This is a genomic window from Streptomyces sp. NPDC057543 (assembly GCF_042801895.1).
Classification (GTDB): Bacteria; Actinomycetota; Actinomycetes; order Streptomycetales; family Streptomycetaceae; genus Streptomyces.
In genome coordinates, this window is record NZ_JBHVFF010000220.1 from 1 (window position 1) to 14,651 (window position 14,651).

A 14,651-nucleotide genomic window follows, 5' to 3' on the forward strand; every position below is an offset into this window, starting at 1 on the left:
GTGTCAGTTCTGCCGTACCTGTGCCATTTCGGCGCGGGTGTAGATGCGGCCCTGGCGCTTGGCGGTTATGAGGAACAGCACGGTGGGCACGGCGCACACCAGGACGGCGAAGATGCTGGCCTCGGGGCCGAAGTCGCCGCCGGTCAGGGCCTGAGGACCGCTGACGGAGGCGTGCAGCAGGCCGCCGGTGCCGGTCCCGGAGCCGGAGACGGCGGTGCCGTAGATGCCCTGCTCGGCCATGTTCCAGCCCAGGTGCAGGCCGATCGGCAGCCACAGCGAGCGGGTGGCGGCGTAGAGCGCGCCGAACATCAGCCCGGCCTCGACGGCGATGGCCAGCGCGCCCCAGAGCGTCGCGTCGGGGTTGACCAAGTGCAGGCCGCCGAAAGCGAGCCCGGAGACGGCCAGCGCCCCCCACGTCCCGGTCTTCTCCTCCAGCACCCGAAACAGCGCACCGCGGAAGGCCAGTTCCTCAGTGACCGCCACGCAGCTCATCAACCCCAGCGTGGTCAGTGCGCCACCGATCGATCCCCAGCCGTGGATGTGGTATCCGCCGGTCATCGCGACCAGCGCGATCGTGACGGTGAACAGACCCAGCCCGAGCAGGGCTCCCTGGCACATTTCCGGCTGGGCCTGCGCCGGAGCCAGCTCCTGCGGCCTGCCGCGGCCCTCCAGGTACCGCACGAGCCTGGCATAGGCGGCCAGGGCGAGGCCGCCGGTGGCCACCCCGCTGATCAGAGCGGTCAGCGGAGTGGCGGCGGCGCTGTTGATCGCGCTGGTGATCCCGCCCACGGCCAGCATCAGCACGAACAGCACCGGCAGACGCACCCACGTCGACGTCGCCCACCGCGCGGGGTGCCCGGTGTTCTTCCCGGCCGATCCGGTCCTTTCGGCTCCGCGACCGGCGAGTCGTGTCGGTGACTGGTGGTGGTTGGACGGCATGGCTTCCTCCTCAGGGGCCCGCTCCCAGCAGGCGGTCTCCGCTTTCGATGCCGGAAAACTACGGGCCGCGGCTCCTGCGAATCGTCACCACCGGGTGGGCACTTGCCGCATCCTCCGGTCCCCCGAGCGAGCTACCCGGCTGTTCTCTTGCGGGGGACACAACTCCCGCCACAGGACGCTAGATTCACCGAGCAGGACCGTCCGGTCCGCGCTGCCGTGTGGTGCGGATGCCGGACGGGTCGTACCGAATGGACCAGGCCGCGGACCACGGCCCGGTCCTCATGCCACTCAGTGCCGGACTTACGAGATCACGGATGATGACGGAAGACCAAGCAGCTTGTGAACCATCAGGCTCGGCATGCCCCGCGCCGACGGACCCCGCTCCCCGCCCGGGTCGGCCAAGGACCGGCCGGCCCCCGGCGCCCCCTTCCGGGGCCGGGGCCGAACCGCGGGCGCGGGACAGGGGCCCCTCCGCACGCGGGAACCCGGTGGCCGCCGCGATCAGTCGGCTCCGCTGGCTGTCGCGGTGGTGGGGAGCACGCCCCACCACTACCAGGGACCGCGAGTTCGCGCTCGTCTTCACCGTGCTGTCGTTCGCGGAGCCGCTGTCACGGGTCGGGGCTCGGTTCGGCGACCTTCCCACTCACGGCGCCTCCATGGCGAGCGTGCTGCTGACGTTAGGTCAGACTCTGCCGCTCGCGGTGCGCACCCGATGGCCGGCCGTCTGCCTCGCGGTAGCGGGGACCTCGTTCGCGGTCCACGAGTGCCTCGGCTACCCGGCGGCCTTCGGCAGCCTGGGGCTGTACATCGCGCTGTACTCCGTGGGTGCCCACCAGGAACGCCTCCGGCGGGCCGTACCGCTGGCGGCGACGGGCGGGTACCTGGTGTTCGATGTCATCCTGTACGCGCTGGGCTCGCCCGACGGCCTGACCGACTTCCTGGTCTACTACCTGGTCCTGGTGGCGGTGTGGGGCCTGGGCGTCCTGGTTCGCGGGCGGCGGGCGCACGAGGCCGAGCGTCGGCGCCTGTCCGCACAGGCCGCCATCGATGCGGAACGCGGGCGACTGGCCCGGGAGATGCACGACGTGGTGACCCACCATGTGACCGCGATGGTCGTGCAGGCCGGCGCGGCACAGTACCTCACCGGGTCACCGGACCGGATCGGCGAGGCCCTCGACGCCATCAACGGCACCGGCCGCCGCGCGCTGGCCGAACTACGGTTCCTGCTCGGCGTGCTGGAGGCGACCGGCGAGTCGGCGCCCAAGGAACGGACGCCGTTGCCGGGCCGGGTGCCTGACCTGGTGGAGCAGACGCGAGCGGGCGGCCAGCCGATCGAACTGGTCGAGGACGGAGAGCAGCCGGACATGGACATAGGCGCCCGACTCACGGCGTATCGCGTCGTGCAGGAATCCCTGACGAACGCCGTGAAATACGCCGCGGGCAGGCCGACACTGGTACGGCTCACGCACGCCCCCGACTGGACGGACATCGAGGTCACCACCGCCCAAGCGGCCGACGGCGCGCCCGTGTCCGCGGCCCTCCGCGACGGCGGGCCGCACGTCTCGGGCGGCCGGGGCCTGACCGGGCTACGGGAACGGGTGGAGATGCTGGGCGGCGAGTTCGCCGCCAACCCCGCCCGGAGGGCGGGTTCCGCGTGCACGCACGCATCCCCACAGAAGGTGCCGCATGAGTGTTCCGCCCGCTGCGATCAGGGTGCTGGTCTGCGAGGACCAAGCCCTCGTGCGCGCCGGCTTCGTCACGATCCTCTCCGCCCAGCCCGACATGGAGGTCGTGGGCGAGGCCGAGGACGGCCGAGCGGCGATCCGGAGCGCGCAGGAGCTGAAGCCGGACGTCGTCGTCATGGACATCCGCATGCCCCTGCTCGACGGAATCGAGGCCACCCGCCGCCTGGCAGGACCCGACTCCCCCAACCCCGCGAAGATCCTCATCGTCACGACCTTCAACGTCGACGAATACGTGTACGAGGCCCTCCGCGCCGGGGCCAGCGGCTTCCTACTCAAGGACGCCCCACCGCCCGAACTGATCAACGCGGTACGCACCGTCGCCCGCGGCGAGTCCCTCCTCGCCCCTGCCGTCACCCGTACCCTGATCGGTCGCTTCGCCGAACGCCTGCGCCCCACCACCGTCCCCACGTCCCCCGAGCGCGACCGCCTCAAGGTGCTCACCCCCCGCGAGCACGAGGTCCTCCTCCTAATCAGCAAGGGCCTGTCGAACGCCGAAATAGCCGCCCAGTTGGTCATCAGCGCAGAGACCGTGAAGACCTACGTCTCCCGCATCCTCACCAAACTGGACCTCCGCGACCGCGTCCAGGCGGTGGTCCTGGCGTACCGGGCGGGCGTGGCGGAAGGCGGCGACCGAGCCTGACGGCCGTGTGACATCGGCCGGGGCCGTCGGCCCGCCCTGGCGGCGGCGACATGCGGTCCCACCCATGGCTGACGTGCGGTTGACGACCTCCTCCGGTCGGGGATCGCGTCCCGCCAAGCGGTGTAGGCCGTGAAGATCTGTGCCGCGGGGCTGGCATTGGCGGGCAGCGTGAGGTCGCCGCGCGGATGATTCGTTTCGCGGGGTTCATGGCCGTCGGCACCCCGGCCGTCGGCCAGCGGTCCGGGCTCAGGTTCAGGCCCGCAACCGGGGTGTCTGCCGTTTGTGGATCACGGGCGCCGATGCGTGTTGTTGCCGGCGCGTGCCTCTGTCCGTGGCTGCGGGTGAAGGGTGCACGGGTGTGGTGTCGCGGTCGACCGGCAGGTGTTGCTGGCCTTGGTTCTGGGCGGAGAGGCCGGGTGGCAGAAGGCCTCAGACTGCGACGGAGAGCAGGTCCACCACGAAGACGAGTGTCGAGCCCGCCGGGATCAACGGCGAGGGCGACTGGTTGCCGTAGCCGAGGCGCGGGGGAACGATGATCTCGCGCCGGCCGCCGACCTTCATCCCTCTGACCCCGCGGTCCCAGCCCTTGATGACCTTGCCACCGCCCACGGCGAACTTGAACGTCTGGCCCCGGTTCCAGGAGGTGTCGAATTCCTTTCCAGACTCGAAGGTGACCCCGACGTAGTGAACCTGGACAACCCTGCCCGGCTTCGCCTCAAGCCCGTCCCCGACAACGAGGTCACGGATTGTCAGCTCGGTGGGAGCGTCGCCCTCCGGAAGGTCGATCTCGGGCTTCGTCAGTTCACTCATTGCAGCCTCATTCGCTCGTCGCCGGAAGCCCTCATACAGACCAGCCAGGCACATGGTCACTCTATGCAGTAGATCATCATGCTGCCGCGAACGCTGATCTCCTGGGGTGCATCAAGCCCAACGGAGCACGACGCTCAGCGTGACTGGGCGTGCTACATCATCGGTACGCTGCGCCCGTACTCGATGATGGCGAGGCCCTGCTCCCCGCGTCCGCGGGTATGGCCCCTGGGCGTCGCCTGGTGGCGCGTGGCCCGCTGCACGGAAGGTCCTTCAGCCTGCGCTGATAACGGTCGTGGACTGGGTCCGAGAAGCGCCCGCAGCCCGGACACGCCGCCCGGGCCGCGCGGCCTCTCGCCACCACCTCGACCGTGCAACGCGAACCCGGAACGCCGGGCGTGAAGGCCCGCGTATACGCGGACACACGCCGCAGCCCCGCCACCTCCGCATGAATCAGCGGCCGCGTGCTGGAGATCGGGACGGCCCGATCTCCAGGGTCAGCGGCGGAGGGCGTAGTGGGTCAGGCGGGAGCGGGCTGCCTGTTCGCTGATCCCGAGCGCCTGGGCGATGGTGTCCCACTGTGGTCCGCCCGCGGTGTCGACGCTGAACGCGGCGTCGGTTGCCACCCGTTCGGTGAGGCGCTTAAGGGCGGCGACGGCGCGGAGTGCGGCCAGTGGTTCGTCGGCGACCAGAGCAGTGAGGCGTTCCTCGACTTGGTCGAGGAGGGCGGTGAGGTCGGCGGGCACGGGGACGGTGCGGGCCTGTACTTCGGTGATGTGGGTGTCCCAGTCGCCTTCCGGTCCGCTGGTGTCGGCCAGGTAGGGGCGCCGGCGGTCGACCGCGGAGGGTGCGGCCTGTACAGCGCCCAGCAACCGGCAGGAAGCAATGATCGCTTTGGCGGGGCCGGACATTGAGGCATGCCAGATCTGCAATCCGCAGACGGGGCTGGAGCGGGCGTAGGCCGTACGGACCGCCCGTCGCGCTGCTGTAGCGCGCGGCTCGCAGGATCGGTTTTGTGGAGTTCCCGATCAAGGTGCGCTGGCCCAGGCGGTCCCGACCCTGCCTGACAGTCCGGGCTGGTGGTACGAGCCGAAGTTCGACGGCTACAGGACTGTGCTGCGTCGTACCGAAGACACCGTGTTCCTGTACGCCCGGTCCGGTCGGATCGTCACCCAGCACTGGATGGACCTTGCCGTTGCCGGGATGGAACTGCGGCCGGGCACGGTGCTGGATGGGGAAGCTGTGATCTGGCGGGACGGCCGGCTGGACTTCGCGGCCGCGCAGTCGCGGGCTGCGTCGTCCGTGACCCGGGCCCGTGCCCCGGCAGCCCGGTATCCGGCGTCGTACGTCTGCTGGGACGTTCTGCAGCACCCTGACCCTGCGATCGGAGACCTTCGCAGCCGCCCGTACACGGAGCGCCGCGCCTACCTGCTGGAACTGCTCGCCGACTTGGGACCGCCGATCCAGCCCGTTCCGGCCACAAACGACCGAGAGGTGGCCTTGCACTGGTACGAGGCGCTTCCAGGCGCAGGGGATTGAGGGGATCTTGTAGCCAGGGTTTGGTATCGACCGATTGACCACTATGTTGCCGGTCTGCAGCTCTACCTGTCCTGACCGCCTCTGTCCCAGAGCCCTGCGCAGGTCACGCCGAATCCTGTAGCAACGCCTGCGTTCGGTCTCTACAGTCGCCGCATGGCCACCGAGGACGAGAATCCAAGCCAGCGCGACATCACTGCGATGCTCAAAGACCAGACCAGTGCCTGCAAGGCAGCGCGCGACGCCATCGCCGCTGGCGGCGAGGTCATGCTCTACGACGGACAGCCGCCACAGTGGATGGTCCTTGGCATCGCTGCGACAAGGCTGAGGCGGTCGTTGAAGATCGACCTGACCACCCTCGGCCTTGACGAGACCGTTGAGATCCTGAGCTCCTGGCGTGCAGCGGCGTCAAGAACGAGCGTCCCTCGCGGAGGGACGGTCAGAAGCTCCAGCTGTAGAGGCCGCCACCCGTATTCACCGCAGACGCTGCGAGGCGGGCAACGCCTTGCAGGACTGCCAGCAGGTCATCGTCGGTCATGTCGTCTCCGTCCTCGGATCGGAGGCGCGTGGTCCAGCGGCCTGCGAGTTCTTCGAGTTCGGCGGAGCTCGCGTTGGCCAGTGCTCGGGTCAGTCGCTTCGGCAGAGCGAACACCTCAACGCCATCGTTCAAGGGGGTGGTGACCCACTCTGGCCACGCCCACCGAAGGAGCTGATCGACAGGTGGGGCCTCGGCCGAAGGCTCCTGGAAGTACATGTCCCACTCGGCGATGGCGCTGTCCGGCTCAATGAAACGGCAGGTCACAGACTCAAAGGCTGCACCAGGTCCCCGCAGGCGCGCCGCAGCTGCAGCTTCGTCGTCGGGAGCAAGGAAGAACACTATGTCGTGGGCCATCCGAGCATGATGACAGCCCGCCCTACTGACATGGGTGGCTGACATCGCGGTCCCGTGACCTCTATCTCGACCAGTCACAGGCGGCTGAAATTCCGCTCTGGACTGCACGGCTTCTGTCAGTGGCCTCTGCCAGGATGCCCTGGCAATAACATGATCAGGAGAGAGCATGGGCACTTGGGACGTCGGCCCCTTCGACAACGACACCGCAGCCGACTTTGGTGGCAATCTTGATGAGGCCGCCGCAGGCGAACGTGAGGGCATCGTCCGCAGTGCTCTCACACGCGTGATCGACACCGCGGCTCACCTCGAAGCACCCGAATCCGAGGAAGCCATTGCCGCGGCCGCGCTCGTCGCCGCGCAGTGTCCCGGAGGTGACCCGACCTCCGGCATCCGCTCGACTGGAGACCGCCTCGCTCCTCCCCCGGGCGACACGGGTACACCCCTGTTCGGAGTCGTCAGCGGCGGCCAGTACCTGGAGCAGCTGCTGCCGCCAGGCCCCGACACGATCAAAGGCACGCATCTCGCCCTGCGAGGACCCGGTGTTCTGCAGACCGGCCACCCTCCACCCCTCCTCCACCGACATGGGATTCTCGACGGAGACCCAGCTCGTGACCATTTCCGCTGCCTGCTGGGCCAGTTCCTCGTCGGTCATCTCCCGGGCGGGAGCGGCCGGTTGTGAAGGCGCATCGTTCATGACCCCGAGCTCATCGTCACATAGACGATAAAGGCAAGCAGCCGTCACCACCCCAAAACGCCGTATGCCGCAGACCCGAGGCGGGTCCGCGGCACACGCGTATCCAGGGAGCGTCTACCAGATCTTGCCCCGCTTCGGGACAGGATCGTCCTGCCAGTGCGCGGCCACGGCCGGCTCCGCAGACGGCCCGCTCCGCGCCGCCTGCGCTCTACAGGCGGCGCGATCGACACCGTGAGTGCCGGAAACGTGTGCACCCGCACCAACCGCGGCGGCCGTCCAGAGGCTTCCCGAGCAGCAGTCGAGCCGGCCATTCATCCTGCCTTTCGAAGATGGCGATCGACCGGCTCATCGCTCGCCGCGGAGGTACATCTTCGGGAGAGCGTCCTCTCGCGGATGCAGGCATGGGACCGCGGCGCAACATGACGGACATGGAACAGGCCCTTCGCGGCGACGCCATCACCACGCAGGACCTGTTCCATACGTCCGTCAGCTCGCCGCCGCAGGATCAACAGGGCGTTACTCAAACGAGGGAGACGGCGACCAGGGCGACGGCGGAGCCGCCGAAGACCACCGCATTGCGCAGGTAGGTCTGGGCTCGCACCCAGTGGGGGAAGGCGGCCTCGGCAGCCTGGAGGAAGGGCGCGACCTCGACGCGGGCCAGCTCCGGGTCGCCCTTGCGGCGGAAGGCCATCTCCACAGACTTCACCGCGGTGAAGTTGCTGTAGACGATCGCCGCGTTCATCAGCAGGACCAATGAGGAGAAGATCCAGGTCAGCAGCTGGGCCAGATCGGCGCCGGCGAAATTCAGGGCGGCGGTGGCGGCCATCACCGCGGCGACGGTTGCCGGAGCCGCGGTCTCGTGGCCACCGGCGTCGAACCGGAGCTTGTTCTCCTCGAGCACCCCCGGGCGGACGTTCTGACGGCGGAGTTCGGCCACGGCGGCGGCCTTAGCTGCGGGACCGAAGCGGTGGCGGACCACCGGGATGCTGACGAAGGCGGTGGCGACGAGCAGCTGCATGATGGCGGCGAGGGTGCTCATGGGACTCTCCTTCGACTTGCACTAAGTTCAACCAGCTACCGAGAAAGACGGTAGACCACGACTTGAACACTGTGCAAGCCCCTGTTTGAACTTTGTGCAAGGGGCTGCGTACCGTGAGGTCATGCCGCGCGACACGCTCACCCGTAACCAGATCATCCGCACCGCCGTCGAGCTCATGGACACCGACGGCCTCGAAGGCCTGAACATGCGCGCCCTGGGTAAACGGCTCGACTCCGCCGCCACTGCCGTGTACTGGCATGTGAAGAACAAGGACAATCTCGTTCTGCTCGCCACCGACCAGGTGTGGGGCGAGCTCAAGCTGCCCGATCTGGCCGCGGTCGGCTGGCGCACCGCGGCCTTTGCCATGGCCACGGATCTGTACGGGATGTTCGTCCGGCACCCCTGGCTGGTGCAGGTCCTCGCTGCACACGTCGTCTACGGCGATGGCAAGGCCTGCCACGACGACCACAGCCTGGCCGTCTACGAGGCCGCCGGTTTCACCGGCGCCCAGGCCGACCAGGCTGCAGCTACCGTCTTCACCTACATCCTCGGCAACGCGGCCGGCATCGCCGCGACCGCCTCACTCACCCGGAAACACAGCGCGGACCGCACCACCGCCGAAGAACAGTTCCAAGAGGCCATGACCAAGGCGCGGGAGATCGCCATGTGTTACCCGCGCCTGCGCGCCCGACTGGAAACCCAGGCGGCGGCCGAATACGCCGCCGCCCCCGACAAGACCTTCGAGTTCGGCCTCCAAGCCCTACTCGACGGCCTGGAACAGGAACTCGCCGCATAGCCCGACCTGACCGCTTCGAGGGAGGCCTGTGGGGCTCGTAAAGTCATCGCTGCGGGTGGGAGTTCGCGTGCAAGACCCCTCGACGGTGGCTGGGATGCTGCACCAGTAATCATCTCTCTGCTGTACCGGGCCACCGCGGCGTTACTGTCCGCGCCTGCGGTCCTGCTGCGCCAGGGCACGGCCAAGGACGCCGAACTGCTGGTGCTGCGGCACGAGAACGCGGTGCGACGGCAATTCACCGGTCCGGTCCGCGACGAGGCCGCGGACCGATCAGCTCTCCAGGAAGAGTCGCACTGTAATTGCGGAGGTTCACTTCAGGGCGTCGATTGCGGCCCGGATGAGCGCGCGGGCCGCGTCGCCGTACACGGCCATCTCCGCGAGTCCGGTGAATGCCTTCGCGTAGTCGGCGAGCTCGCGCGGCTGCGTCACCTTGATCTCCGCCGTCAGCGTCTCCACCACGGCCGTGGTGTCGTCGTGGATGTAGAACGCCTCCAGCGGCCACACGCTGCGCTGCGCGGACCCAGGCACCTTCTCCCGCCCCGGCAGCCACACGCGCGACGAGGGGCCCGAGCAAAGCGCAGCAGGCATTCCAACGCGGCCTGATGGCCCTCGCGCAATGGGTGGAACGGGAAGGCGCGGACCGGCCGGTACCCCGCGGGCACAGCGAAAAAAAATCGCGGTCAACGGCGAGACGGAACCGGTGATCGTGAAGCTCGGGGTATGGGTCTCGAACACCAAAACGAGACGAGACAAACTCACCCAGGACCAGCAGGACGCACTCGCGGAGCAGGGCGTCGGGGGACCTGCCCAAGCCCCCCGGCGCTCACACGCCCGAGGTAGTAGGCGGCAAGGGCGCGGCGTTGCTCTTCCTCGCGGGCGACCTGCCGGGCGAGGACGGCGTCGGTGTTGAAGCTCAGGCCGGTCTCCTGGATGGCGTGGTTCACCTCCACCTGCCAGTCGGTCAAGGAGAGCCGACTGCCGTAGGCGAGGATCGTGTCCGTCACCGCGATGCCGTGCGGGCCGAACCCGGCTCGAACGGCCTTCGCACCGGTGCCGACCTTCGGGCAGGGCGGCAGCTCGTTGCCGTCGGCCAGAGCCTTCTGCCCGTCCGGGGTCAGGTTCCGGATCGGGTGCTTGCCGTCCTTGCCGTTCGTCTCCGCCAGCCCCAGCTCCGCCAGCTTGTTCATCGCCCTGCGCACGTACGACCGGCCGTCCGCTTCCTCTCCTGTGATCACCTGGGCCACCTGCCGGACCGTGACTATCCGTACGCGCCCCAGCATCCGTTGTGCGTCAGCCCGCTCCTTCGCGGCTGTGGAAGTGGTCCCTTCCCCTTCGCTGACTCCTCAGGGGAAGGGAGAGACACCTCATACGGCTAATACTCCAGTGCGGTTTCGTGAGCTATCCAGCGGGTTCGCCGGCGGTTCGTCGTCGGCAGTGGCTGTGTCGGGCTGTTGCCTGGTGGCGCCGGCCCCAGTTGGACCAGTGCAGCAGCCTGGCCGCGGTCACGACTGGTGGGATGAAGACGGCGGCGAGTAGGTGGCGGATCTCTGGAAGCCCAACTCCGCCTCCATCGCCCGCTGTCGATCACACTGTCGGCCAGCATGCCATCGGGCACTGACAAGCGGTCCGGACCCGTCCTCGGACCGGACCGCTCACCGCGTGCTACTCGCTAGGCCCCCTGGCCCGCCGGGTGGAAGTTGATGCGTTCACTGACGACGGGGAAGCCGGCCTTGGCGAAGTTCGCGGCCATGGGGAAGTTGCCCCGGTCCGTCGCTCCGCTGACGAACTCCGCGCCCTGTTCGACGAGGAAGTGGGTGCACTCCGCGAGGAGGTCGTAGGCATAGCCGTGACCACGCTGTTTCGGGACGACTCCGATAAAGCCGATGGTCGGTCCGGAGGGGTTGTGGGCCGGGATGTGGATGCCGGCCAGGTCGCCCTCCGGCGTGTGCGCGATCTGCCACCACTCCCGCGGGGAGGTGCACCAGTGGAAGAAGTCGAGTTCTTCCTGGGCGGCCTGGTCGAGGCCGCCCTCCTCGATTGCCCTGAGCGCGTGGGCGTCCAGGGTGACGGAGTGGATGCGGCGCAACGCGTCGAAGAACACGGTGTCGTCTGGTTCGGCGCTGAAGCGCAAGCGTCCGGGCCGCGCGGGCAGACCTCGCTCCGGGGTCCAGCGATACAGGAAGCGTTCCACCAGGAGTTCGTACCCTGCGGCTCGTGCGGCGGCGAAGCGCGCCTCGGCGCCGGCGCGCAGGTCGGTCTTCTCCCGCCAGCCGCCGGGCAGGTTGATCTCCAGTTCGACCTGCCAGGGAGCGGAGCGCAGGAGCTCGGCCCCCGCCTCCTCCTCGCCCTCGGCCACGTCGAACCAGTTGATGTTGAGGGGCTCCGAGTCGTCAGGGCCGCCCCACCACGCGCCGCGTGCGACGACCTCGCCGTCGCGCAGGACGACGCGCTTCCAGTCGGGGCGAAACCGGGTACGCCGATGGCCTTCACGGGCGCCCAGTGGGTCGGGGAGTTCGTCGAAGAGATGGGCGTCGCTCGCGGTGAGCGCGCGGATGACCGGATCGGTCATGGATTCCTCCGGGATACAGACTGCTTGGAGCGCTCCCGGTCAGAACTCGTGAACCACGCCGGGACAGCGGAAAAGGGAGCGCTGGAAAGGTGTGAACCGCACGGCACTCGCCTCCTTCCGTCCATCTCAGGGCGTGGAGCCACACAGTACGTGAACTTCCGCTGGGCCGTCCACGGTTTCGTGATCTATCCAGCGGGTTCGCCGGCGGTCCGTCGTCGGTAGTGGCTGCGTCGGGCTGTTGCCTGGTGGCGCCGGCGCCAGTTGGACCAGTGCAGCAGCCTGGCCGCGGTCACGGCTGGTGGGACGAAGACGGCGGCGAGTAGGTGGCTGATCTCCGGGACGGTCAGCGCGATCGGATCGCGGCTGCGGACGAGGTGGTGCGTATCTGCGGGCGGTTGGGGGGTCGCGTCGGCGGCGAGGGCGGTGAGGAAGGCCAGGGCAAGCATGGCGAGCGTGATGTGCCGGTGCCATGAGGTCCAGTGCCTCACCTGATAGTGATCCAGACCGACCTGGCCCTTGGCGGCCTGGAAGCACTCCTCGACGCTCCAACGGACACCGGCGACGCGGACCAGTTCGGACAGGGGCACTTCAGTAGGCGACCAGCACAGATAGAAGGCGAGTTCGCCGGTGGACCGATTGCGGCGGATCAGCAGGTGGCGGTGGCCGCCGGAGCCGACGTGGATCCAGGCCCAGTCGTAGTACCGCGGCCCCTTGGCGCCGTTGCCGGCGCTCTGCCGCTGCCAGGCCGCGGCGGGCAGGGGCGGCCGGCGACGGTATCGGCGCGGACGGCAGTGCGGCCATGGTTGATCCTCACCCGCATCGAGCAGGCGACGGCCATCACGTAGCCAGTGCCACGTGTCTCGAGGGCGCCGCGCAGCTGCGGGTCCTGGCCGTAGGCTTCGTCGCCGGTCACCCAGGACGCGGCGATCCCGGCGTCCAGCGCGGCAGCGATCATCTCCGAGGCCAGACGGGGCTTGGTGGCGAACTGCACCGTCTCGGGTATCCCGGCCGCGTCACGACGTTCGGGATCACCGGACCAGGAGTGTTCGGGGAGATAGAGCCGTCGGTCGATCAGGGCCCGTCCCCGACTGGTGGCCAGGGCGAGGAACACGCCGACCTGGGCGTTCTCGATGCGCCCCGCGGTGCCGGTGTACTGCCTCTGCACTCCTGCCGAGGACCGGCCCTTCTTCAGGAAGCCGGTCTCGTCCACGATCAGGACACCGTCGTCGGCGCCGAGGTGTTCGGCGGCGTAGGCACGCAGGTCGTCACGGACGGCATCCGCGTCCCAGCGGGCGTAGCGCAGCAGACGTTGCATCGACCCAGGCCGGGCGAGGCCGGCCTGTTCGGCCAGCTGCCAACAGTTCTTCCGCTCCACGCCCGACAGCAGCCCGAGCAGATAGGAGCGGGCCGCGGCCCGGGGCTCAACTCGCCGGAATCTGCCCGCGATCCGGGCCATGACCTGGTCGAACATCGCCCGCCAGCGGGCAGGGTCTACGCTATGGCCCGCGGCCAGCGCACGATCTTCAGGAGTCCACACAACCCCCGATGATCACGCGGTGGCCGTACCCGTTCCCAGCCGGGTCCGCGACAAGATCGCGAAGTCAGACTGGAGTACTAGTACTCCAGCCGGACTTCTTCATTCGTGCTGGTCAACGGCTTGGGTGTGGGGAGTGTAGCGGGCTGGAATGGGGGTGGGGCGGTCTTTGCCGGGCCGTCCCACGAACGTGTGGCCGCGCTGCTTGTAGTGGCAGCGGCGGGCGCGTGCTTGGTGGCGGCGACGCCAGTGGGACCACCTCATCGCGTGGTCGCGGTCCGGAGCACGGCGGCGGGGTCCAACTGCCAGCAGACATCGAATTTCGGCCGGTGTGAGGTCCACGAGGTCGGGTGTGTCCCGCTCAACGCCCCCTTTTCTCGTTCCTGACTGGCCAGGACGGCGAGGAAGGCATGCGCGAGCATCGCGAGTGTGATGTGCCGGTACCAGCCCACGTAGCGGCGGACTTCGTACTGGTCCAGGCCGCATTCGCTCTTCGCGCTCTGGAAGCATTCCTCGACCTTCCAGCGGCAGCCGGCGATGCGTACGAGGTCGGCGACGGTGGCTCCCAGGGGTGCGCCGGCGAGGTAGTAGGCGATCTCGTCGGACTTTGTGATGCTGCGGCGGGCCAGCATCCAGCGTTGCCGGGTGGGTTCGTCGCCGTCGAATTCCCACACGGCCGGCAGGCGGGCTGCGGCCCAGTCGTAGAAACGCTCGCCCTTCGCGCCGCTTCCTGCGGACAGCCGCTGCCAGGCTTCGGGCAGGGCCTGGCCGATGAGGTCGTCGATGCGCGGGCCGTGGACCTGCTGGGACTTCGGGACAGCCACGACGTAGGAGAGCTGGTGGACTTCCAGGAAGCGGCGGAAGTGGGAGTCCTGGCCGTAGGGGAGTCCGCGGTGACCCAGCCGATGGGCAGGGGTGAGGCGAGGGCCCGCAGGATGATGGTCCTCGCCAGTTCGCCCTTGGTGGCGAAGACGCGGTCGTCGGGGACACGGGCGGCCCGACAGCGTTCGCGGTCCTCGGTCCAGGACTTGGGCAGGTAGAGCTCGCGGTCGACCAGGGTGTGGCCGCGGGTGGTGGCGTAGGCGGCGAATACGCCGATCTGGCAATTCTCGGTGCGGCCCGCGGTGCCGGAATATTGGCGCTCGACACCGGCGGAGGTGGTGCCCTTCTTCACGAAGCCGGTGTCGTCGATGATCAGCACGCCGTTGTTCGCGCCGAGGTGCTCGGCGACGTAGGCGTGCAGGTCGTCGCGGACCTCGTCAGCCTCCCAGCGGCTCCGGGAGAGCAGGTGCTGCAGCCCGTCGGGGGTGGCGTGGCCGGCGTATTCGGCGAGCTGCCAGCCGTTCTTGCGGCCCACCGGGCTAACTGATCGTTTCAGAATGCGGTTCGGAGTCGTCTCAAGCAGATGATGCTGCAGGCGAGTTGGAGCAGACCGAGATGGAGGTCGGCGCGTATCTCGT

At 68.7% G+C, this 14,651-nt stretch carries 15 protein-coding genes and 3 pseudogenes; 6 read left to right on the top strand and 12 right to left on the bottom strand.

The genetic code is table 11. The features are described from left to right. Window positions 1-3 precede the first annotated feature (3 nt). A complete protein-coding gene (locus ACFU8Q_RS29475) occupies window positions 4-939 on the bottom strand; it encodes a CPBP family intramembrane glutamic endopeptidase (RefSeq protein WP_384459323.1) in 936 nt (311 codons plus the stop codon). Window positions 940-1,616: 677 nt separating this feature from the next. Beyond that, complete coding sequence (locus ACFU8Q_RS29480) at window positions 1,617-2,039, bottom strand: hypothetical protein (RefSeq protein WP_384459326.1); 423 nt, start codon at window positions 2,037-2,039, stop codon at window positions 1,617-1,619. 9 nt (window positions 2,040-2,048) lie between these two features. Between ACFU8Q_RS29480 and ACFU8Q_RS29485 the strand changes: the two are divergent. Further along, window positions 2,049-2,123, top strand: a pseudogene (locus ACFU8Q_RS29485) (hypothetical protein); the annotation flags it as partial. Between the two features lie 30 nt (window positions 2,124-2,153). On the opposite strand, the gene ACFU8Q_RS29490 reads toward ACFU8Q_RS29485, so the two are convergent. Further along, window positions 2,154-2,408 (bottom strand): hypothetical protein, encoded by a 255-nt coding sequence (locus tag ACFU8Q_RS29490; RefSeq protein WP_384459329.1) that lies wholly within the window; start codon window positions 2,406-2,408, stop codon window positions 2,154-2,156. Between the two features lie 217 nt (window positions 2,409-2,625). Between ACFU8Q_RS29490 and ACFU8Q_RS29495 the strand changes: the two genes are divergently transcribed. After that, a complete protein-coding gene (locus ACFU8Q_RS29495) occupies window positions 2,626-3,324 on the top strand; it encodes a response regulator (protein ID WP_384459332.1) in 699 nt (232 codons plus the stop codon). 429 nt (window positions 3,325-3,753) lie between these two features. Here the strand turns inward: ACFU8Q_RS29495 and ACFU8Q_RS29500 are convergent, their stop codons facing one another. Together ACFU8Q_RS29500 and ACFU8Q_RS29505 are read right to left on the bottom strand one after the other, a co-directional pair. Next, on the bottom strand, window positions 3,754-4,134 hold the full coding sequence (locus ACFU8Q_RS29500; protein ID WP_384459335.1) for an FKBP-type peptidyl-prolyl cis-trans isomerase: 381 nt from the start codon (window positions 4,132-4,134) through the stop codon (window positions 3,754-3,756). A gap of 494 nt (window positions 4,135-4,628) precedes the next feature. After that, window positions 4,629-5,042, bottom strand: a complete 414-nt coding sequence (locus tag ACFU8Q_RS29505) for a hypothetical protein (RefSeq protein ID WP_384459338.1) — start codon at window positions 5,040-5,042, stop codon at window positions 4,629-4,631. On the opposite strand from ACFU8Q_RS29505, the gene ACFU8Q_RS29510 reads away from it, so the two are divergent. Together ACFU8Q_RS29510 and ACFU8Q_RS29515 are read left to right on the top strand one after the other, a co-directional pair. Continuing rightward, complete coding sequence (locus ACFU8Q_RS29510) at window positions 5,017-5,091, top strand: hypothetical protein (RefSeq protein ID WP_384459359.1); 75 nt, start codon at window positions 5,017-5,019, stop codon at window positions 5,089-5,091. The genes ACFU8Q_RS29505 and ACFU8Q_RS29510 overlap by 26 nt on opposite strands. A 99-nt stretch (window positions 5,092-5,190) precedes the next feature. Continuing rightward, window positions 5,191-5,670, top strand: a complete 480-nt coding sequence (locus tag ACFU8Q_RS29515) for a hypothetical protein (RefSeq protein WP_384459362.1) — start codon at window positions 5,191-5,193, stop codon at window positions 5,668-5,670. Between the two features lie 436 nt (window positions 5,671-6,106). Here ACFU8Q_RS29515 and ACFU8Q_RS29520 read toward each other — a convergent pair whose 3' ends face one another. Continuing rightward, on the bottom strand, window positions 6,107-6,559 hold the full coding sequence (locus ACFU8Q_RS29520; protein ID WP_384459341.1) for a hypothetical protein: 453 nt from the start codon (window positions 6,557-6,559) through the stop codon (window positions 6,107-6,109). Window positions 6,560-6,725: 166 nt separating this feature from the next. Here ACFU8Q_RS29520 and ACFU8Q_RS29525 point away from each other — a divergent pair, with 166 nt between their 5' ends. Then, window positions 6,726-7,238 carry a DUF4259 domain-containing protein gene (locus ACFU8Q_RS29525; RefSeq protein ID WP_384459344.1) on the top strand — a complete coding sequence of 171 codons (513 nt, stop codon included), beginning with the start codon at window positions 6,726-6,728 and terminating at the stop codon, window positions 7,236-7,238. 535 nt (window positions 7,239-7,773) lie between these two features. Here the strand turns inward: ACFU8Q_RS29525 and ACFU8Q_RS29530 are convergent. After that, window positions 7,774-8,292 carry a hypothetical protein gene (locus ACFU8Q_RS29530; protein WP_384459347.1) on the bottom strand — a complete coding sequence of 173 codons (519 nt, stop codon included), beginning with the start codon at window positions 8,290-8,292 and terminating at the stop codon, window positions 7,774-7,776. A gap of 121 nt (window positions 8,293-8,413) precedes the next feature. On the opposite strand from ACFU8Q_RS29530, the gene ACFU8Q_RS29535 reads away from it, so the two are divergent. Continuing rightward, window positions 8,414-9,088 carry a TetR/AcrR family transcriptional regulator C-terminal domain-containing protein gene (locus ACFU8Q_RS29535; RefSeq protein ID WP_384459350.1) on the top strand — a complete coding sequence of 225 codons (675 nt, stop codon included), beginning with the start codon at window positions 8,414-8,416 and terminating at the stop codon, window positions 9,086-9,088. A gap of 309 nt (window positions 9,089-9,397) precedes the next feature. Here ACFU8Q_RS29535 and ACFU8Q_RS29540 read toward each other — a convergent pair. The 5 genes and pseudogenes from ACFU8Q_RS29540 to ACFU8Q_RS29560 all read right to left on the bottom strand — a co-directional run. Continuing rightward, a pseudogene (locus ACFU8Q_RS29540) lies at window positions 9,398-9,616 on the bottom strand (transcriptional regulator); the annotation flags it as partial. 227 nt (window positions 9,617-9,843) lie between these two features. Beyond that, window positions 9,844-10,323: a replication-relaxation family protein gene (locus ACFU8Q_RS29545; protein WP_384459353.1), complete on the bottom strand. Its 480-nt coding sequence runs from the start codon at window positions 10,321-10,323 to the stop codon at window positions 9,844-9,846. 434 nt (window positions 10,324-10,757) lie between these two features. Next, window positions 10,758-11,657, bottom strand: a complete 900-nt coding sequence (locus ACFU8Q_RS29550) for a GNAT family N-acetyltransferase (protein WP_384459356.1) — start codon at window positions 11,655-11,657, stop codon at window positions 10,758-10,760. A gap of 185 nt (window positions 11,658-11,842) precedes the next feature. Further along, window positions 11,843-13,113 (bottom strand): annotated as a pseudogene (locus ACFU8Q_RS29555) (IS701 family transposase). 439 nt (window positions 13,114-13,552) lie between these two features. Further along, window positions 13,553-14,548: an IS701 family transposase gene (locus ACFU8Q_RS29560; RefSeq protein ID WP_384459365.1), complete on the bottom strand. Its 996-nt coding sequence runs from the start codon at window positions 14,546-14,548 to the stop codon at window positions 13,553-13,555. Window positions 14,549-14,651 lie beyond the last annotated feature (103 nt).